The following is a 19,318-nucleotide window of genomic DNA, read 5'->3' on the forward strand; positions in this document are numbered from 1 at the left end:
GGGATACGCATGCCTAGCCAATCCGACTTGCGCTTCACCTTCCAGCCGCTGGCTGGCCAGATTGACTTCGAGGTGGTTTCGTTCGAACTCGACGAAATGATCAGCTCACCGTTTCAGCTGAAACTGGAATTGATCAGTTTTGAAGACGAGGTCGACTTCGGCCAGTTGCTCGACAAACCGGTGCTGTTCACGATCTGGCGCGGTGAGCGCCCCCTGCGCTATGTGCACGGCCTGGTCAGCAGCTTCAGCCAGGGTGAGACAGGGTTCTGTCGCACCCGTTACCGCGCCTTGGTCGAGCCCGTGCTGGCCCGCGCCGGCTTGCGTTCGAACTGGCGCATCTTCCAGCACAAGACCGTGCCGCAGATTCTTGAATTGATGCTCAAGCGCCAGGGCATTGCCCGTTTCGAAATTAAGAGCATGGGCGAGCATCAGGTGCGCGAGTTCTGCGTACAGGCCGGTGAAACGGACCTCGACTTCATCGCCCGGCTGGCGGGTGAAGAGGGTTTTGTCTATCGCTTCGAACACACGCCGAAACAACACCAGCTGGTCATCACCGACCGACTTCTGGCACTGGGGCAGATCAGCCGAAGCGCGCTCAAGGCCAACGACGAAGATGAAGACTTCTTCGACGAAGACGACATCGGCCCCGACCAGGTGCTGTACCGCGCCAACAGCGGTGGCGACCAGGCCAGTCCTTGCCTGCGCCGCCTGCGTTACAGCGAGCAGGTGCGCACCGCACGCCAGGTGCAGCGGGACTACACCTTCACCAACCCGCAGTACCGGCAGGAACACCGCGCAGGTGACAGTAGCATCACCCATCAGTCCCGGGACTATGAGCGCTTCGACTACCCCGGCCGCTACAAGCGCGATGCGGTCGGAGTGCCCTTCACCGCCACCCGCCTGACGGGCCTGCGCCATGACGCCCGTATTGCCGAAGTCGAGGGTGACGATGTACGGCTGCAACCAGGCCTGAGCTTCACCCTTGTCGAACACCCGCGCAACGACCTCAACGCCCATTGGCGCGTGATGCGCGTGCATCACCAGGGCAGCCAGTTCACCAGCCTGCAAGAAGAAGCTGCCGAAGCTGCACAAGGAACGCGCTATTCGCAGGAAGCCGTGCTGGTGCCTGGCCGGATCGAATGGCGTCCGGCACCGTTGCCCAAGCCACGCATCGACGGCCCGCACATGGCCACGGTCGTCGGACCACCCGGGGAAGAGATCTACTGCGACGAGTGGGGCCGGGTCAAGGTGAGCTTCCCCTGGGACCGGGAGAGCGAAAACAACGAGTTCAGCTCCTGCTGGGTGCGCGTGTCACAAGGTTGGGCAGGCGGCAGCTGGGGCTCGATGGCCATCCCGCGCATCGGCCAGGACGTGATCATCCAGTACGTCAACGCCGACCCCGACCAGCCGATGATCACCGGGCGTACCTATTGCGGCGACCAGCTGCCGCCCTACGACCTGCCCGAACACAAGACCCGCATGACCATCAAGAGCCAGACCCACAAGGGTGATGGCTTCAACGAGCTGCGCTTCGAGGACGAACTCGGCAAGGAAGAAGTGTTCATCCATGCCCAGCGGGACCAGAACAATGTAGTCGGCAATGATGAGACCACGCGGGTGGGACGTAATCGTGTCGAGCAGGTCGGCAATGATGAGCACTTGAACATCGGCCATGACTTCCGCCAGGAAACCGGGGGTGACCATACCCAGCTCATTGGGCAAACCTGCAACGTAGACATCAAGCATGACTTTATCGAGAAAGTAGGCAACGACCGTAGCGAATCAACAGGGGCCAATCACCAGGCCGTTGTCGGAAAGGATGCCGAGCTTGTCGTCAAAGGTGCGCAAAAGGTCACCGTCGGGCAGGGCATTGAGCAACATACGACGATCTATCAGCTGCGCGCCAGTGAGCGCATCGAGTTCAGAACTGCGGGCGGCAGCATTGTGCTGGATGAGCAGGGCATCACCATCAACGGGCTCAAGCTCGACCTGCTGGGGCAAACCAGCGCGGCTGCGTCCGGGGCTGGAAACAGCCAGCCACTCTCGCTTGTGGCTGATACCAGCAAAAAGTGCGAGGCCAAGGTCTGATGCGCACTGACAACCTGGCCAGGCTCATCGAAAGCCATCATGGGGCGCACCTGTACTGCCATGTGCTGATAGACCCGCTTGCGACTGCTCACAATGGCGACCACGCCGTGCTTGCCCAGTTGCGCAATGCCCTGGGTGAGCATGCATTGACCCGTGTGCACCGGGACGACCTGGCCCATGCCCCTCAACTGCATCCCGTACTGGCCTGCCTGGCTTCGCCCGGCACGGTCCCCAGTCGCTGCCTGCTGGAACTCACGGCCCGAGCAGCGCAAAAGGCGTTGTTTCAGCAACGGCGTTACCTGTGTGGCTGGCTGTTCAGTGAGGCGCCTTCGGTCGCTGTCGCGTCCCATCTCACGGCCTTGTGTCGGCTACCCGATTCCCATCGGGAGTTTGGCTGCTACCCGGTCTACGAACCCGTCCGTCTGGAGTTGCTCGCAGCGGTGTTCGAGCGGCTCGAACAAGGCCCATGGTGGCCGATCAGTGACTGGTTGTTCCTGAGTAGCGGGGGGCGGTTGGCAAGCCTGAAAGGGCAGGGCGGGCAGCGTCACCCTTTGCCGGCGCCTGCGCGGCGAATACAGGATGACGTCGGGCTGATCGAGCGTGTGCTGGCTATCTGGCGAGTGTTGCGGGCGGGTTCGCGCCGCGTCAATCAGTGCCAGATCCCACCTTTTGCAGCGGTGCGCGCTTCGAACCATATCGATGATGCACGCCGGTTGGGCTTGAGCGAGATGGAGGACATCGTGGCTTTCGCTCTCCATCACCTGTGCATTCACCCAAGGCTGCATACCGTACCTGTGGTAGGCGAAATGATCGACGCAGCGGCCAGAGGCCAGGCGCCTCTTGCCGCGTTGCTTGCCCGCTACTCCGAGGCGCAATGGCGCCACCTGATCGAATGCCTGCCGAAATCCGAGAGTCGCTCATGACCATCAGTCAACGTATCGCCCTCGCGATCGCCGAAGCCGGGCTCCCGCACGACCAGTGCATGTCCTGCGAGCGCCAGGGCCTGCCGATCCTGCCGCTGCGCCGCGCCCTGGTGCCGGATACCCGCCCCGAGTGTGTTTTCACCGTCGCGGATAACCGGCATATCTCGACAATGATCGGCTTGCGCACCTTGCGTATGGGCTACCTGTATGTCCTGCTCGACCAGCAGGTCTGGCATGCCTATGCCGTCAGCGAGCAGGGCCACCTGCGCCGCTTCAACCCTTACGAGCCGCCTCGGACGGTAATGACCGGTCCCAATTGGCTATCTCAGGCCTTATAGAACTCATGCCGACAATTGGAGCGCACTCCATTGTCGCAGCAACATTGCTGGTGATGTACATGTAACCGGAGGGCAAATGACGACGCATGAGCCAAGAGTGCTAATGAGACGTGCGCCAGCCTGGCGCTACGATCTACCGAGCGCCCACGAAGCACCCACATCTCTCTTGAATTTGAACGATATTAATCCGCCGCCAAACCATGCTGATGATGTATACATGGAGTTGCCTCGATCTACAGTCCGTCTACGAGGTGTATTGGCCTTGCTTGGCATTCCGACGCTGCTGTTCTTGTTTTTTGTAGCTGTACAAGTGTATTGGGGTCTCATTGATTACAGTCAGGCCTTCGATTGGATTATGAAGCTAATCTTGATACTCGGGCCTCTAATCTGCGTATGGGTCGTCTTTTCATTTGTCCGGCTAGACTTGGCACTTCCACGAGACGAACCAATACGTTTTAATCGCTTGCGTCGAAAGATCTATGTTTATCAATTCAGATGCAACTACCTCTTCATGTTCAGCCGCAAACACTGGGGCGTCAAACCTGTCGCCTACAATTGGGACGACGTAACCGCCGAAGTCTACCGAGTCTACGCCCCCGGCTACGGTGGGCTGATCGAAAACGTCATGCTGTCGGTTCGCAACCCGGACACCGACGAAGTCATCGAACGCGTGTTATTCACCCACGACCTCTACCACGGAGAAGCCTACTGGGCTATCGCCCGGCTATTCATGCAGCAAGGCCCCGAAGCCCTGCCGAAATTCGTGCACCCACCCCGCGACTGGAACGATGACGATGGCCTCAGCCACATGCACTGCCTGGCGCCGAAGGTTGATTGGCCTCAGGAAATGGACCGTGAATCGCGTACTGGGCCATCAGAAGGAGAAGCTCAATGAACCCTGTCGTACTTGTAGGTCATCGACATGTCTGCCCGCTACATGGCACCAACCAGGTAGAAAGCGGCAGTGCCACGTACACCTTCAATGGCAGGGCGGTTGCCAGGGTGGGGGATCGGACCACGTGCGGCGCCGTGATCGAAAGTGGGGCTGAGCATTTCCTGATCGAAGGCGCGGCCGTGGCGCGTAAAGGTGACAGGACGGATCACGGGGGTGTGCTGGACGAGGGCGATGCCGGGTGGCTGCTGGATTGATCAAATGCCTCTTGTGCAAGATCGGACCTGCAGGGTACGTGCACCGCTTGGGAATTCACTTCCCTGGGCAAAAGCGCAGCCCAATGGGTTGGCGATCTCGGTGTTGACACCGGGTACGCCGCGCCACCATTATCCAGCCATATCCACGCAACGGGCTTGCCGGCATGTCCATTTCCAACCACGCCATTTTCGCTTCGGGCTTCATCGCCCAGGCAGGCGCGTGCGTTGCCGTTGCCAAGAAATCCAAGAAACAGCCGCTCATCTGACCGAGGCGCGCTGTCTCGTCAGGTGGGCTGACGAGACAGAAGGCGCCAGGTATCCCTGCCAGACCACTTCGACTCTTCGCCCTGCTGACGCTGACTTTCGGTCAACATCAGGAGTTTTTGCATGTCGAATTTCCGTGGTATCTGGATCGCCCTCGTCACACCAATGCGCGCCAATGAAATCGACTTCGCCGCCCTGGAAAAGCTGGTGAAGAAGCTGCTCGAAGAGGGTGTGGCCGGTTTTGTGGTATGCGGTACTACGGGCGAGGCAGCGGCGCTGTCCAAGGCCGAGCAACTGGCCATGCTGGATGCCGTGCTGGCCTGGGTGGAGCCGGGCAGGGTGGTGATGGGCCTGTCGGGCTACAACCTGCGCGAGCTGTTGGCCTTCCAGGCTGAAATCCAGCGGCGCGACATTGGCGGGCTGCTGGTCCCTGCACCGTGCTACATCCGGCCTTCGCAGGCCGGCATCGAGGCGTTCTTCAGCACCGTGGCGGATGCCGCCAGCGTGCCGGTGATCGTCTACGACATCCCCTACCGCACCGGGGTACGCATCGAGCGTGAAACCCTGCGCCGCATCGTGCGCCACCCGCGCATCGCGGCGGTGAAGGACTGCAGCGGCGACAGCGAGACCACCATGGCCCTGATCCAGGACGGCCACGCCCAGGTGCTGGCCGGTGAGGACGCGCAGATCTTCAACAACCTGTGCCTGGGTGGTGCAGGGGCCATTTCGGCTTCGGCGCATGTAGGCGCCGCCCTGTACGTGCGCATGCTGCAGCAGGTCGACCATGGCGACTGGTTAGCCGCGCGCGGCACGTTCTACCAGTTGCTGCCGTGGATGAAGATGGCCTTTGCCGAGCCGAACCCGGCTGTGGTCAAGGCGGCCTTGCAGCTACAGGGGCTGATGAGCGACGAACTGCGCGAGCCCATGCAGCCGTGCACCGAGATGACCCGGGGCAAGCTGCAAGGCGTGCTGGATTCGCTCGGTGCTTGAGATAGAAGGGCATATGACTCATTGAATCAGCAGGGCCCCTGTGGGAGCGGCTTTAGCCGCAAACACCGGCGCAGCCGGTGCCATGCAGCGCGTTGGATTCTTCGCGGCTAAAGCCGCTCCCACAGGGTATGCGGATCGCTTGCGAATTCCGTTCTCTACTCGACAGCGCAGCCCAAAGGGCTAGCCAGGGCCTTGCTGAATCTATGAGAGCGGCCTGGCCTCGCCAATCAGGATGTCTTCGAAAAACGCTCCGACCGGCTCGCTAGGGTGGCACAGCTGGATCTCCAGCACCCACACCACTTCGCTCGGGACGATTTCCACCTCGGCCAGTTTGTCCTGCCCATACAGCACGTGCGGGAAGTCGGCGATGCGATGCCCGGCCAGATTGCGCTCCAGCTGCCAGCCTTTTGCCTGGGCACTGCGCTCGGCGAAGTCGTACAGCTCGCGCCCGGTCAGGCCATGGCCCCAGGCCTGGCGGGTTTCGTCGAACACTTCATGCAGTGCCTTGACGCAGGCGTGGTGCAGCTCGTGCTGGCCGAACACGAAGGTGTCGCCATAGTCGCCTTCATAGCCATCCCATACCGGGCCGACATCGACCACGACGATATCCGTGTTACGTAATACACGTTGCAGATCAATGCCTTGGCGCGGCGTGCGCACGGTGTCGTCGCCAAAGCGGATGTAGGTCGGGTGCCAGGTGTGCGATGCGCCCATCGCCTGCAAGGTTTGCGCGGCCATCTCCAGCGCCTGGGCGGTGGTCATGCCGACTTTCAGCTGGCTGGCGATAGCCGTCACGGCCCGTACCGACTGCTCGCGGGCAGCGAGCATGCCGTCCAGCGAGTAGCGCGGGCCGACTTTTTCCAGGTCCGGGTGCAATGGGCTGGCTGTTGAAGCCTCGGGCGCCTGTGCGCCGCTGGCAACGAAAGCCTCCGCGACAAAACGATGGGGCTGCAGGCCTGCTGCGAGGCACTGCTCGCGAACCTGGCTGATCATCGTGACATTGCCGCAGGCATAGACCTGGGTGTCGGCCCAGCGATGGGCCTGGGCCAGCGCCACCTGCTGCACGCGTGCTTGGTCCGACAGCACCGGGTGCCAGCGAAAGTGAGCGTGTGCACGGCTGGCCTGCTCGAGAAACTCACGGTCATAGAAGTCGGCGTCCGATCTGCAGCCCCAGTACAACGTGACCTCGGCATCACCTGCCAGGGCGGTCAGCAGCAATGGCTTGATGCCGGCGTAACCTGTGCCAGTGGCGAACAGCACCAGGGGCCGCTGGTCCTCGTGCTGCCAGGTGCAGGCGCCCACCGGCCCTTCAAGTTTCAAGGTGTCACCTGCTTGCAGGGTTGGCAGCAGGCGTTCGGTAAACAGGCCGCCGCTTACCTTGCGGATGTGAAACACCAGTTGCCCTTGGTCCTGGGCAGGGAGGTTGGCGATGGAAAAACAGCGGCTATCACCGTTGTCGAGCCGAAAGCGTACGTATTGGCCAGCCCTTGCCGCCAACGGCTGTGCAGGCTGCAGCACCAGTTCGATGATATCGGCGCTCAGTTCGCGTTTGCCATGAACCTGCGCGTGGATTTCCAGCGCCTGGGTTTCCAGGGACCAGCCGGGGATCTCCAGGCGCATGTCGCTGCAGGCATGGCTCTGGCACAGCAACATTTCGTCGGCGGCGAGGGGGTAGCAGGGCGCGGGCATGTCTGCCGTCCGCTGCTTGTGCCGATACTGCCCTGCCACCACCTTGACCTTGCAAGACCCGCAGGCGCCGCGGCGGCAGGAGAAGGGCACCGGCAGGCCGCTGGCGAGCATGGCATCGAGCAGCAGCTCCTGGCTGGCGTCGAAGGTTTTGCCCGAGGGCGACAATTCAATCACGTGGCGGTTCTGCATGGGCACCTCGGGGCAAGTGGAGGTTCGATTGTTGCTATAGTCCAGGACCAGTAGAACCTCCAGTTTCGGTTAATTCACATGGTCCAGCTTCGCAAATGGCAGCCACTGCTCAAGCTCGACGGGGCGCAGCCGCAGGCTTCGTACAGGCAGATCGTCGAGGGTCTGGTAGCCGCGATCTCCGAGGGCCGCCTGCGCCCCGGCACGCCGTTGCCCGGCACGCGGGAAATGGCGCAACTGCTGAACGTCAACCGCAAGACGGTGATCCTCGCCTACGAGGAAGCCGAGACCAAAGGCTGGCTGGAAAGCGTGCAGCGCCGTGGCACCTTCGTCAGTCGGCAGCTGGCGGCTGGTACGCTGGCCGAGCCCGATGCAGCGCAGCCCTTTGCCCTGGTGCTAGAGGAGGAGCCTGCCGTTGCCTACTTCGCGGCCAACGAACAGGCTGCCGCGCAGCAGGATCGGCCTGGTGCGCTGTTCTTCGACAACGGCGCCTGTGACCACCGCCTGCTGCCGCAGACCGTTCTGCACCGTTATTACCGTAATGCCTTGCGCAACAGCTTTGCCGCCAACACCGTGCGCCATGGCAGCGCGTGCAGCAGCCACTCCCTGCGCAGCGCCTTGGCCGACATGCTGCGGAACAATCGCAGCCTGAACGTTGGCGCCGAGCATATCTGCCTGACCCAGGGCGTGCAGATGTCGCTGTACCTGGTGGCCAGCGTGCTGCTCAAGCCCGGTGACGTTGTGCTGGTCGAACGCCTGAGCTATCCGCCCGCGTGGGAGATCTTCCGCCAGCTGGGCGCCCGGCTGGTGACCGTGGACCTGGATGACGAGGGCTGCCGGGTCGAGCAGATCGATGCACTTTGCCGGCTGCACCAGGTGCGCATGCTGTACATCACTCCCCATCACCAGTTCCCGACCACGGTCAGCCTGCCTGCCGGGCGCCGGCAGCAGTTGCTGGAGCTGGCGCGGCAGCACGACTTTTGCGTGGTCGAGGAAGACTACGACCATGAGTACCACTTCGCCGGTCGGCCTTACCTGCCGTTGGCCAGCGACCGTCAGCAGCGGCACGTGATCTACATTGGCTCATTGTCCAAGTCCCTGGGCAGTACGTTCCGTTGCAGTTTCATCGTGGCGCCGGCGGAGGTGGCCGCGGCGCTCGAACGCAGGGCGACGCTGACCCTGGGGCAGGGCGATGCGGTGATGCAGCAGATGCTGGCGGACTTGATCAATGATGGCGAGCTGAAGAAGCACTTGCGTCGGGTTAACCGGGAGTATCGCCGACGTCGAGAGACCCTGTTGGCTTGCTTGCGCGATGCCTTTGGCGAGCAGGTAACCGTGCGCGAGCCGGAAGGTGGGCTGGCGCTGTGGGTGAGGTTTGCTGACGGAATCGATGTGGATCAGTTGGTTGGCAAGGCGTTGGAGTTGGACCTGGTGGTACGCAGCGGCCGGCAGTTTTCGCCGTTTGGTCATGCGGAAAATGCCTTGCGCCTTGGTTTCGCCTCGCTGGACATGGATGAAATCCGGCTGGCTACACAACGTTTGGCGCAAGCGGCGAAGGCGATTGCAACATCGGTCCCGTAGGCGCGACGGTGTTGCTCAAGCTCTCAAAGCTGGATCGCCCAGCCCTTGGGGCTGCGCTGTCGAGTAGAGAACTGAATTCGCAAGCGGTCCGCGTACCCTGTGGGAGCGGCTTCAGCCGCGAAGAATCCAACGCGCTGCATGGCACCGGCTGCGCCGGTGTTCGCGGCTAAAGCCGCTCCCACAGGATGGACTGCCCCCGAAAAGTTGGACAGTTTTAGCCAGTAGCCTGAGTCCTGTAGCTGACAGGGCTCAGGCCATTGAGTTTCAGCCTGATGCGATCATGGTTGTAATAATGGATGTACTCCTCCAGGCCAGCCTTCAGCTCTTCGACGCTTTCAAAGCGCTTCAGGTAGAAGAACTCTGACTTCAGTGTGCTGAAGAAGCTTTCCATCGCCGCATTATCCAGACAATTACCCTTGCGAGACATGCTCTGCTTCACACCGCGCGCTGCGAGCTTATGGCGGTATTGGGGCTGCTGGTAATGCCATCCTTGATCTGAGTGGATCACTAGCTTGGGCTTTTCACCCAACCCATCGAGCGCCTTTTCCAGCATGTTCCCGACCAAGCCATAGGTCGGCCGGCAAGCTGTTTCATAGGCGATGATCTCACCGTTGTACAAGTCCATCATGGGCGACAGGTAGAGCTTTTGCTGGGCCACTTTGAACTCAGTGACATCGGTCACCCACTTCTGGTTGGGGCGTTGCGCGACGAAATTACGCTCCAGCAAATTCATGGCCACCTTGCCGACAATGCCGCGATAGGATCGATACTTCTTCGGGCGTACAACGGACTGCAAACCAAGCTCAGCCATCAACCGTTCAATGACCTTCTTGTTGACCAAGGTTCCCTGGTTCCTGATGGCAAGGGCAATTCGGCGGTAGCCATACAGCCCTTTCTCCTCGTGATAGACACGCTGCACCAACTCCTTGAGCGAAGCGTGCCTGTCCGGCTTTTGCTGGCACTTGACCTGGTAATAAAAGGTACTGCGTGCCAACCCCACCATCTGCAAGAGGTCAAGCAGCGGATATTTATGTCTGAATTTGCAGACGATCAGGGCTTTTTCGTCCGTGTTCGCTCCTTCTCCTCTCGCAGAGCCTTTAACTCCTTTAGGACATCATTCTCCATGCGCAGATACTCGAGCTCGCTCAACAACTGCTCACGAGATTTCTCTGCGTCATTGGTGTCTGTCGGCTTGATGGGCTTAATTTTCTTCGGCACGGCTGATTTTCTTTGTTTGGCGAGAGTGGCTACAGGACTGCCACTGTAGTGCTGCCGCAGCCAAATGCCTATCTGTGAGGACTGTCCAAGGCCAAAGTGCGCCGCTGTTTGGCGCAAGGACAGACGATGCTCAAGCATGTACTTGAGCACCCGTCGCTTGAATTCCTCGGTGTAGCGGCGACCATGCGAGCGAGGGCTGAGGCTGGCATCGACTTGGTAGCCAGCAACCCAGCGCCGAAGTAGGCTGAAATCGATGCCAAAGTGTTGTGCCACCTTGCGAAAGCCCCGGTTGCCCTCTAGGTAAGCGGTGATAGCCGTGAGCTTGAACTGCTCTGTGTATTTACCCATAGATCCCCCAAAGGGTTGGATTGGTGTCCAACTTCTTGGGGGCAGTCCAGTTTGGCTTTGTGAAATCCTGTGGGAGCGGGCGAGCCCGCGAACAGGCCCTTGGATCAATGCACGGTCTTGCGCTGCCGTACACACTCCTGGGCTTGAGCGGTCAGTTCGTCCAGCCGCTCATCCCGCATCTGTTCCGCTTCGATCATCGCATCTTCACCCTGCTGGTTGAGCAGGTAGGTATGGATCTGCATCACTTCCGCCGTCTGGTAGATCGGCGCAATATCCAGCCGCCCGATCAGCGCGCCGCTAGCCCGCCCGGTACTGCTCATCAGTACCTGCGGCCCATTGGCAGCCACCACCTGCATGCCCATCGCCTCGAACCACGGTACCTGGCTGGCGAAGGCATTCAGCTCGACGCAGGCATGGCGTGCCTGCAGGTCGCCCAGCAGGGCGCGGGCGATGCCCTGGCGACGATGGCTGGCGCGCACGGCGAGGAAGGCCAGGGCGCACGCCTGGTCATCGTCCTCGGCCGGCAGTGACAGGGCGAACCCCAGCAATTGGTCCGGTGCCTCGGCATCCAGCGCCAGGGTCAGCGTCACGGCCAGGCCGCGGGTGCCGTCCAGTGCTTGCAGGTACTGGTGCACCTCCATGCCGACGCCATACTGGTACAGCGGGTACAGCGGGTTGTCGGCGCTGATGGCGACACTGCTCAGTTCGCCGACATTGTGGATCACCAGTTCGCGGATCTGGTTCTGGAAAGATTCAGGCGGCACGCTGTCGAGGCGGCTCAGGATGAACATCGGGGTGCGGGCTCCGGCGGGTGGATGGACGGCCCGCGCCGTGCGGGCGCGGGCTGCACAGTCTAACCGGTTTTGCCGATCAGCCTTGTACCTGCAATGCACCGAGCATCAGGTCGAGGTTCTGCACCGCCGCACCGGAGGCACCTTTGCCAAGGTTGTCGAACACTGCGGTCAGCAGCACCTGGCCATGCTCGGGGTTGGCGTAAAGCGCCAGGCGCAGGTCGTTGCTGTCGTTCAACGCCTCGGGGTCGAGGTTCGGCGCTGCGCCGTGCTGGTGCAGGGGCATCAGCTGGACATGGCGGGCACCCTGGTATTGCTGCTGCAGGCAGGCCTGCAGCTGTTCGGCACTGACCTGGCCGGGCAGCAGGCGCAACTGCAGCGGGATGCTCAGCACGATGCCTTGGCGGTAGGCACCGTAGCCGGGCATGAACATCGGCCGCGCCGACAGCCCGGCGTGCTGCTGGATTTCCGGCACGTGCTTGTGTGCCAGCTCCAGGCCGTAAAGTTGCAGGGCCGGGGTTTTGCCGGCGGCGGGCTGTTCATGCCGTTCGACTGCGGCGCGGCCACCGCCGGAATAGCCGGAGATGGCGTGGATGTTCAGCGGGTAATCCGCTGGCAGCAGGCCGGCCTTGACCAGTGGGCGCAGCAGGGCGATGGCGCCGGTGGGATAGCAGCCGGGGTTGCTGACGCGCTTGCTGTGCGCGATGCGCTCGGCTTGCTGCTCGTCAAGCTCCGGCAGGCCATAGACCCAGCCTGGGCTGGTACGGTGCGCGGAGCTTGCGTCGATCACCCGCACCTGCGGGTTGTGGATCGCCGCCACGGCCTCGCGGGCAGCATCGTCGGGCAGGCACAGCAGGGCGATGTCGGCATTGTTGATTGCCTCGTGGCGGCGGTGCGGGTCTTTGCGCTCGGCTTCGGGCAGGGTCAGCAGGCGCAGATCGCTGCGGCCTTGCAGGCGGGCATGGATCTGCAGGCCGGTGGTGCCTTGGTCACCGTCGATGAAGACAACAGGGGTGTGCATGGTCAAAATCCGATCGGGGAGGGATGGCCTATGCTCGCTTGTGGCTCTGGTAAAGAAAATTTGAATATGATGATCGAGATATTCATCTTTCCTGAACGAGTTGGCCCATGCGCGAAATCAGCCTCGATCGCCTCCGAACCCTGGTGGTCATTTCAGACCTGGGCTCCTTTGCCGAAGCCGCCCGCCAGCTCAACCTGGCACCGCCCACCATCAGCCTGCACGTGGCCGAGCTGGAGGCGCGCATCGGCGCCTCGTTGCTTACCCGCACCCGCGGCCAGGTGCGGCCCACGGTCATTGGCGAAACCCTGCTGGCCCGTGCCCGCCGCCTGCTGGCCGACGCCGACCTGGCGCTGGATGAAGTGCGCCGGCAGGTCGAGGGCCTGACGGGCCGGGTGCGCCTGGGTGCCTCCACCGGCGCCATCGCCCACCTGCTGCCGCAGGCGCTGGAGCACTTGCGCACGGTGCACCCGGGGATCGATGTGCAGGTACAGGTGCTGACCTCCCAGGCCTCGTTGGCGCGCTTGCGCGAGGGCACGCTGGATATCGGCCTGGTGGCCTTGCCGCAGGTGGCCGGCAAAGGGCTTGCGGTTACGCCCTGGCGGCGTGACCCGATCCTGGCCTACGTGCCGGCCGACTGGCAGCCACCGGCCAGGGTCACGCCGGCCTGGCTGGCGCAGCGGGCGTTGATCCTCAACGACAGCAGCACCCAGCTTTCGCGGGTGACCGGCGAGTGGTTCGCGGCAGCGGGGTTGTACCCCGAGCCGCGAATCGAGCTGAACTACAACGATGCGATCAAGAGCCTGGTCGGGGCCGGGTATGGGGCGACGTTGCTGCCGCAGGAGGGGGAGGCGGCCGAGCTGGACCGGCGCATTGCCCGCCGGCCGCTGCGGCCGGGGTTGTGGCGGCAACTGGGCATTGCCTGCCGGGAAGGGCATGTGGAGCGTGCCACGGGGTATGTGTTGCAGGCGTTGGAGCGGTTGCGCCAGTGAGGGCCCTGGGGGCTGCTTTGCAGCCCTTTCGCGACACAAGGCCGCTCCTACAAGGGAACGCGACCTCTTGTAGGAGCGGCCTTGTGTCGCGAAAGGGCCGCGCAGCGGCCCCAGGCTTCAACCCCGCTCTCGGGCCCGCACCGCGGTCACCGTCTCCCCACCAGCCCCCGGTTATCGGTCGGCACCTCTCCGATCACCACGAAGGTACTGGCCGGCGGCTTGCCCGGCACCTGCTGCAGCATGCGGGTCGTCTGTTCGATCAGCTGGCGCTTGTGCTCGGCGCTCACGCCTTCATCGGTCACGCGAATGTGGACATAAGCTATGGTTCTCGCGCCTCTGTCAATGCCAGGTGCCAGCGGTGTTGCCGCCATCCACCGGCAGGATCACGCCGCTGACGAAGCGTGAGTCGGCCAGGTACAACACTGCGTCCACGACATCCTGTGGCGAGCCGGTGCGGCCACTGGGGAGGGGGTAGGGTCCCCGGGTTGAACCGAGGCGCCGGGGCATATGGCCGGCTATGCTGTTTGCTGCGTCGAGCCAATGTCATCTCGACGACCCCTTCAGGTTTTCCAGGAGAACGCTCCATGAAATCCACGAAATGCATACCCTTGCTGGTGATTGCCTCGGTCCTCAGTTTTGCCGCGCACGCAGACCCGGCGAGCAACTGTGCGGCCAAGATCAAGGAACTTGAAGATTTCGACAAGGCCAGTGGCCAGGCAATGCATGGCGGCATGGCCCATGACTTCAAAGTCCACCTGCAAAATGCCAAGGATGCCCAGAGCAAGGGTGATATGACCCAGTGTCAGGCCTCGGCGGACCTGGCCAAGACTATCTACAACAAGGCGCGTAGCAGGTAAGCCCTTCCTGGCCTCTTCGCGGTTAAACCCGCTCCCACAGCATCTCCAGCAGGCTCAACGCCAGCGCCGTACCTGTGGGAGCGGTTTTACCCGCGAAGAGACCAGCGCAGGAAGACCAGTCAGAACCAGCGATCGTTCTTCCTGCGCCCACGGGTCAGCGCCGGCAGGATCAGCCCCGCCAGCAAGCCCGCGCCGGCGATGCTGCCGCCATACACCATGTAGCGCATCATCACCTGCTTGTTCTCGTCCCCCAGGCGGGCCTGGGTATCGCGCAGCTGCGACTGGGTCTGGTCGAGCTGTTCGTTCAGCGCCTTGTTGCGCGCCTCCAGTTCGTCGATCAGTTTCTTGCGTGAGTCCAGGGTTTCCTGCATGCCCTGTACGCGGTTTTTCCAGCTGTCGTCGATGTTCTTCAACTGCCCGGTCAGGTCCGCGACCTGGGCATCGAGCTGCGGCAGGCGCTCGCTCTGGCCTGGCACCGACTGCAGATCGTTGCTGAGGATCCAGACCACATCGCCGTTCTGCCCGCGCACCTGGCTGTAGTTGCCTTGGCTGCCGATCAGGGTCAGCTTCTGCCCGGACTTGAGCGTGCCGACAATGCGGTGGCCATCAGTGGGGCCGCTGCGCACGTAGGTGCTCAGGCTGTCGCTGACCCAGCGTGCATCGCTGGCAGGCTCTTCGGCGTGTACCGGTGCGGCAAGGGCCACCAAGGTGGCGATCAGGCCGCCGCGCAGGGCAGTGAGGGCGGAAGCATTCGGGCGGGAATCGGGCATGTTGGGTCTTCGCTGAAACAGGACAAAAGTAGGCCCGGTGACTGGGCCGATGAACCGGTCGGTGGGTTGACCGTCAGCGAAAGACCGTTTTTTTGTAAGCAGGTTCACTACCTAATGTCGGAAATGTCTGCAGGATGTTGCAAGGCTTCAACCGGCGACTGTGAGACTAGACTCAAAGGCTCACACCCTTTCATGGAACAAGACCATGACAGCCAAGAACACAATCTGCCTCTGGTACGACAACGACGCCGAGGAGGCCGCGAACTTTTACGCCAGCGTCTTCCCTGACACGACAGTGATAGCGGTGCATCAGGCACCTGCTGATTATCCATCCGGGAAACAGGGTGACGTGATTACCGTGGAGTTCAGCGTCATGGGTATTCCCTGCGTGGGCCTCAACGGAGGCAAGGCCTTCACGCATTGCGAGGCGTTTTCATTCCAGGTCAGCACCGAGGACCAGGCCGAGACCGACCGCTTGTGGGATGCCATTGTCGGCAACGGCGGGGAGGCCAGCGTCTGCGGCTGGTGCAAGGATAAATGGGGGATTTCGTGGCAGATCACCCCGCGCATCCTCATCGAAGCCATCGGCCACCCCGACCGGGCGGCGGCCAAGCGGGCGTTCGACGCCATGATGCAGATGGGCAAGATCGATGTGGCCAGGATAGAGGCGGCGTTGAAGGGCTGACCACGGCAGTGAAGGCATCTTGATCGGGGACTGCGCAGCAGCCCCCGATTCCACAAACTTGCCAGGTCAGTTGCCGGTCACTTCGGCCTCTGCCGACGCCGGCTTGGTCGAAGTTTTCTTCTCCTGCACCACGATGTAGAACTCTTCGCCATGCTTCACCGCGCCATACAGCACGGCCTTCTCGATCAGTTCGTTGCCGCGCAGGTGGCGCAGCATCATCGGGTCCTTGCGCAGGTCGCGGTACAGCGCCAGGCACAGCAGCACCATCACCACCACGAACGGCAGGGCCACGACGATGGTCAGGTTCTGCAGGCCGGTCAGCGCCTCGCCGGGGTCGCGCGGGTCGCCAATCGCCAGCATGATTGCCGCAACAGTACCGGTCAGTGCGCCCCAGAAGATCACTGTACGTCGCGATGGCGTGGTGGTGCCATGCTCCGACAGCGTGCCCATCACCAGCGAGGCCGCATCGGCACCGGAGACGAAGAAGATGCCCACCAGCACCATCACCAGCACCGATGTCACCGAGGCCAGCGGGTAGCTTTCCAGCAACTGGTACAGCGCGTGGTTGCTGTTGACCGCACCGTTGGCCAGCTGGAAGGCGCCTTCACGCAGGGCGTCGATACTCGCGCCGCCAAAGATGGTGAACCACACCAGGCTGACCAGGCTCGGTACCAGCAGCACCCCGGTAACGAACTGGCGGATGGTGCGGCCGCGGCTGATGCGGGCGATGAACATGCCCACGAACGGCGTCCAGGAAATCCACCAGGCCCAGTAGAACACGGTCCAGCCGGCCAGCCAGCTGTTCATCTGCTCGCCGCCGCTGGCGTTGGTGCGGGCCATCATTTCCGGCAGCATCTTGACGTAGATGCCGATCGAGGTTGGCAGCAGGTTGAGCATCAGCAGGGTCGGGCCGACGATGAACACGAACAACGCCAGCACCAGCGCCAGTACCATGTTGGTGTTGGACAGCCACTGGATGCCCTTGCCGATGCCCGACACCGCCGAGGTGACGAAGGCAATGGTCAGCAGGGTGATGATCGAGATGTAGAACAGCTTGCCGGGGCTTTCGATCCAGCCGTTGTATTCCAGGCCACCGGCGATCTGCAGCGCGCCCAGGCCCAGCGAGGCTGCCGAGCCGAACAGCGTGGCGAAGATCGCCATCATGTCTATCAGGCGGCCGAGCGGGCCGTTGGCATGCTTGCCGATCAACGGCCGGAAGGCGGCGGAAATCAGCTGCGAGCGGCCGCGACGGAAGGTGCCATAGGCAATCACCAGGCCGACGATGGCGTACATGGCCCAGGGGTGCAGCGTCCAGTGGAACAGCGTGGTGGCCATGGCCACCTGCATCGCTTCACTGGACTGCCCGGTGGCCGTCCCTGGCGGTGGCGACACATAGTGCGAAAGCGGTTCGGCAACGCCGAAGAACATCAGACCGATGCCCATGCCGGCGCTGAACATCATCGCCACCCACGACACCGTACGGAATTCCGGCTGTTCGCCATCACGGCCCAGCGGGACCCGGCCGTAACGGCTGGCGGCCAGCCACAACACGAACACCACGAACAGCGTGGAGGTAAGCACGAAGAACCAGCCGAAGTTGAGAATGACCCAGGATTGCGCGCTGGAGGCGCTGGTGGCGAGGCTGGCCTGGTTGAGGAAGCCCCAGAGGACGAAAGCGATAGCCAGGAGGCTGGTGAAACCAAAGACGATCCAGTCGAGCTTGCCCTCGAAACGCCGGTCCTGGCGTGCTTCTGCGGTTTTCGAGGGGTCCGTCACGCCAAGGTCGAGCGTTTCGGTGATGTGTTCCTTTGCCATGAATGATGAGGCCCCTTTCTGGCTTACCTGCTGGTGCAGGCTTGTAGTTTTGTGTGGGCTACCGAGTTCGATGACTGCCTCGGCGGGGAGATTGCTGGCTGGATTATCCTGCGCGCGAAACGGCGGCTCCTGTCCCGATTACGCCCCGGGGCGTCCATTGCGCGACCTGCCAACTACTTTTAGTTCTGGGGGCGATGGCCCTTTCTGCTTCGCGTTCTGGTAACCTGATGGGCATTCCCCGGGCCTGCACATCCGAGCACCGTAGAAGCGTTGCTGCTTGTAGGCCTGGCCGTACCAGGAAACGGAGATTCGTCCAAATGGCCACTGACCGTGTGAGCCTGATTCATTTCGATAAATTGAGCATGAGCCCTGCCGCTGCCGATCGGTTCCAGAAAGCCCTCGACGCGCTGGAAGCGCTCAAGCTGCAGGACCGTTACGTGTATCTCATCGCTCCTTATCTGGGTGACATCGCTGACGCCTCCGACCCCGAGCAACTGGCCACCGCCCTGGAACAGGGCTTGCGCGTGGTCGACGAGCTGCTGGCTGCCAGGTCGGTCAGCAAGGTCAAGGCCGAAGAAGTGTGCCAGGTGTTCCACCGCGCCGCTGAGCGCGCGCAGGCAGAAATGCCTGGCTGAGTGGCGGCATGGCCAAAGACATCGACAACCCCTGCGTCTCGCTGTGCCAGCTCAACAGCGAGTTGTGCGTGAGCTGCGGTCGCACCCGTGACGAAATCCGCAAATGGCGGGGCATGAAGCGCCCCGAGAAGATGGCCACCGTGCAGCGGGCGGCAACGCGGATGAAGGCTATCGCCAAGAAGGCGGCCAAGCGGCAGAATGCCGACTGAACCTGCGCACCCTGCGCGCGGCCTTTCCTGATTGTCTGACGAGCCTGAAAATGGATTCTCACTCGCTGTTTGCCTTTACCCTGGTCGCTGCCATCGCGATCGCCAGCCCCGGCCCTGCCACCCTCATGGCCATCAACAACAGCCTGGCCCATGGCCAGCGCAGCGCGATCTGGTCGTCGCTGGGCAATGGCTCGGGCCTGTTCTGCCTTTCGGCAGCTGCCATGCTGGGGCTTGGCGCGCTGTTGGCCAGTTCCGAAATGCTGTTCAACGCCGTGAAGATCCTGGGGGCGGGCTACCTGTTCTACCTGGGGGCGCGGCAATTGCTGAAAAAGAGCCCGATGCTGGCGCAGGGCGCCGCAGAGGGTGTGGCCAAGGTCCGGCCCACGCCGCTGAAGCTCTACAAGTCGGCCTTCCTCACGGCAGTGACCAACCCCAAGGCGACCATGTTCTTCACCGCACTGTTCCCGCAGTTCATCGACCAAGGTGCGGCGTTGCTGCCGCAGTTCCTGATCCTGACCGGAATATTCGTTGCGTTGTCGCTGGTTTCGCTGAGCCTGTATGCCGCATTGGCGGCGCGGGCCAAGGGCGTGCTGACCCGGCCGTCGTTGTCGCGCTGGGTGAGCCGGGTGGTGGGCACCACCTTTATCGGTTTTGGTGCGGCGATCCTGGCGATGCGCCGGCAGGGGGCCTGAAGTACGAGGGGCGCTCCCCGCTGGCCGATAAATGGCCAACCTGATGGCCATGCATGGTCCAGACTGTCTACAGCACGCAC

General features: G+C 62.4%; 18 protein-coding genes and 3 pseudogenes. 13 read left to right on the forward strand and 8 right to left on the reverse strand.

Annotation, left to right across the window (positions count from 1 at the left end; translation table 11 throughout):
* Nucleotides 1-9 precede the first annotated feature (9 nt).
* From tssI to dapA, 6 genes and pseudogenes are all read left to right on the forward strand, one after another.
* Complete coding sequence (gene tssI / locus V3314_RS14230; protein ID WP_338459148.1) at nt 10-2,088, forward strand: type VI secretion system tip protein TssI/VgrG; 2,079 nt, start codon at nt 10-12, stop codon at nt 2,086-2,088.
* Nucleotides 2,088-3,011: a hypothetical protein gene (locus V3314_RS14235; RefSeq protein WP_153670594.1), complete on the forward strand. Its 924-nt coding sequence runs from the start codon at nt 2,088-2,090 to the stop codon at nt 3,009-3,011. The genes tssI and V3314_RS14235 overlap by 1 nt, the downstream gene beginning before the upstream one ends.
* A pseudogene (locus tag V3314_RS14240) lies at nt 3,008-3,301 on the forward strand (toxin VasX); the annotation flags it as partial. The gene V3314_RS14235 and the pseudogene V3314_RS14240, both read left to right, overlap by 4 nt.
* A gap of 124 nt (nt 3,302-3,425) precedes the next feature.
* Entirely contained in the window at nt 3,426-4,244 is an 819-nt protein-coding gene (locus V3314_RS14245) for a DUF6708 domain-containing protein (RefSeq protein WP_338459149.1), read from the forward strand.
* Nucleotides 4,241-4,498, forward strand: coding sequence for a PAAR domain-containing protein (locus tag V3314_RS14250; RefSeq protein ID WP_046613925.1), 258 nt, complete (start codon nt 4,241-4,243; stop codon nt 4,496-4,498). The genes V3314_RS14245 and V3314_RS14250 overlap by 4 nt, the downstream gene beginning before the upstream one ends.
* Before the next feature lie 387 nt (nt 4,499-4,885).
* Nucleotides 4,886-5,752 carry a 4-hydroxy-tetrahydrodipicolinate synthase gene (gene dapA / locus V3314_RS14255; protein WP_135002067.1) on the forward strand — a complete coding sequence of 289 codons (867 nt, stop codon included), beginning with the start codon at nt 4,886-4,888 and terminating at the stop codon, nt 5,750-5,752.
* Nucleotides 5,753-5,953: 201 nt separating this feature from the next.
* On the opposite strand, the gene V3314_RS14260 is transcribed toward dapA, so the two are convergent.
* Nucleotides 5,954-7,693, reverse strand: coding sequence for an NAD(P)H dependent flavin oxidoreductase family protein (locus V3314_RS14260; protein ID WP_338460317.1), 1,740 nt, complete (start codon nt 7,691-7,693; stop codon nt 5,954-5,956).
* Between the two features lie 15 nt (nt 7,694-7,708).
* On the opposite strand from V3314_RS14260, the gene V3314_RS14265 reads away from it, so the two are divergent.
* The gene (locus tag V3314_RS14265; protein WP_046613922.1) at nt 7,709-9,208 is read left to right on the forward strand and encodes a PLP-dependent aminotransferase family protein; all 1,500 of its coding nucleotides are present in this window, start codon (nt 7,709-7,711) and stop codon (nt 9,206-9,208) included.
* A gap of 214 nt (nt 9,209-9,422) precedes the next feature.
* On the opposite strand, the gene V3314_RS14270 is transcribed toward V3314_RS14265, so the two are convergent.
* The 3 genes from V3314_RS14270 to argC form a co-directional block, all read right to left on the reverse strand.
* A protein-coding gene (locus tag V3314_RS14270; RefSeq protein WP_235431436.1) for an IS3 family transposase occupies nt 9,423-10,774 on the reverse strand; the annotation gives its coding sequence in 2 pieces (ribosomal slippage) (nt 9,423-10,297 and nt 10,297-10,774; 1,353 coding nt in all).
* Nucleotides 10,775-10,878: 104 nt separating this feature from the next.
* Nucleotides 10,879-11,565: a GNAT family N-acetyltransferase gene (locus V3314_RS14275; RefSeq protein WP_046615464.1), complete on the reverse strand. Its 687-nt coding sequence runs from the start codon at nt 11,563-11,565 to the stop codon at nt 10,879-10,881.
* 79 nt (nt 11,566-11,644) lie between these two features.
* The gene (argC, locus tag V3314_RS14280) at nt 11,645-12,586 is read right to left on the reverse strand and encodes an N-acetyl-gamma-glutamyl-phosphate reductase (protein ID WP_338459150.1); all 942 of its coding nucleotides are present in this window, start codon (nt 12,584-12,586) and stop codon (nt 11,645-11,647) included.
* Nucleotides 12,587-12,693: 107 nt separating this feature from the next.
* Between argC and V3314_RS14285 the strand changes: the two genes are divergently transcribed.
* Nucleotides 12,694-13,575 carry a LysR family transcriptional regulator gene (locus V3314_RS14285; RefSeq protein ID WP_046615462.1) on the forward strand — a complete coding sequence of 294 codons (882 nt, stop codon included), beginning with the start codon at nt 12,694-12,696 and terminating at the stop codon, nt 13,573-13,575.
* A gap of 117 nt (nt 13,576-13,692) precedes the next feature.
* Here V3314_RS14285 and V3314_RS14290 read toward each other — a convergent pair.
* Both V3314_RS14290 and V3314_RS14295 read right to left on the reverse strand, forming a co-directional pair.
* Nucleotides 13,693-13,898 (reverse strand): annotated as a pseudogene (locus tag V3314_RS14290) (4-oxalocrotonate tautomerase family protein).
* Between the two features lie 16 nt (nt 13,899-13,914).
* A pseudogene (locus V3314_RS14295) lies at nt 13,915-14,043 on the reverse strand (3-oxoacyl-ACP reductase); the annotation flags it as partial.
* 116 nt (nt 14,044-14,159) lie between these two features.
* On the opposite strand from V3314_RS14295, the gene V3314_RS14300 reads away from it, so the two are divergent.
* Nucleotides 14,160-14,432 (forward strand): hypothetical protein, encoded by a 273-nt coding sequence (locus V3314_RS14300; protein ID WP_046615461.1) that lies wholly within the window; start codon nt 14,160-14,162, stop codon nt 14,430-14,432.
* A gap of 119 nt (nt 14,433-14,551) precedes the next feature.
* Here the strand turns inward: V3314_RS14300 and V3314_RS14305 are convergent, their stop codons facing one another.
* A complete protein-coding gene (locus V3314_RS14305) occupies nt 14,552-15,202 on the reverse strand; it encodes a TIGR04211 family SH3 domain-containing protein (protein WP_338459151.1) in 651 nt (216 codons plus the stop codon).
* Between the two features lie 205 nt (nt 15,203-15,407).
* Between V3314_RS14305 and V3314_RS14310 the strand changes: the two genes are divergently transcribed.
* Nucleotides 15,408-15,887: a VOC family protein gene (locus tag V3314_RS14310; RefSeq protein ID WP_015270715.1), complete on the forward strand. Its 480-nt coding sequence runs from the start codon at nt 15,408-15,410 to the stop codon at nt 15,885-15,887.
* A gap of 66 nt (nt 15,888-15,953) precedes the next feature.
* On the opposite strand, the gene V3314_RS14315 is transcribed toward V3314_RS14310, so the two are convergent.
* A complete protein-coding gene (locus V3314_RS14315; protein ID WP_046615459.1) occupies nt 15,954-17,702 on the reverse strand; it encodes a BCCT family transporter in 1,749 nt (582 codons plus the stop codon).
* Between the two features lie 317 nt (nt 17,703-18,019).
* Here V3314_RS14315 and V3314_RS14320 point away from each other — a divergent pair, with 317 nt between their 5' ends.
* From V3314_RS14320 to V3314_RS14330, 3 genes are read left to right on the forward strand one after another with little or no spacing between them, the layout of a single operon-like run.
* Nucleotides 18,020-18,337 carry a hypothetical protein gene (locus V3314_RS14320; protein WP_046615458.1) on the forward strand — a complete coding sequence of 106 codons (318 nt, stop codon included), beginning with the start codon at nt 18,020-18,022 and terminating at the stop codon, nt 18,335-18,337.
* A gap of 8 nt (nt 18,338-18,345) precedes the next feature.
* Nucleotides 18,346-18,546: a DUF1289 domain-containing protein gene (locus V3314_RS14325; protein WP_012271937.1), complete on the forward strand. Its 201-nt coding sequence runs from the start codon at nt 18,346-18,348 to the stop codon at nt 18,544-18,546.
* Nucleotides 18,547-18,596: 50 nt separating this feature from the next.
* A complete protein-coding gene (locus V3314_RS14330) occupies nt 18,597-19,238 on the forward strand; it encodes a LysE family translocator (protein ID WP_025338811.1) in 642 nt (213 codons plus the stop codon).
* Nucleotides 19,239-19,318: the final 80 nt, after the last annotated feature.

The organism is Pseudomonas sp. TE3-3-F2023, assembly GCF_036784815.1.
Lineage (GTDB): Bacteria > Pseudomonadota > Gammaproteobacteria > Pseudomonadales > Pseudomonadaceae > Aquipseudomonas > Aquipseudomonas pudica.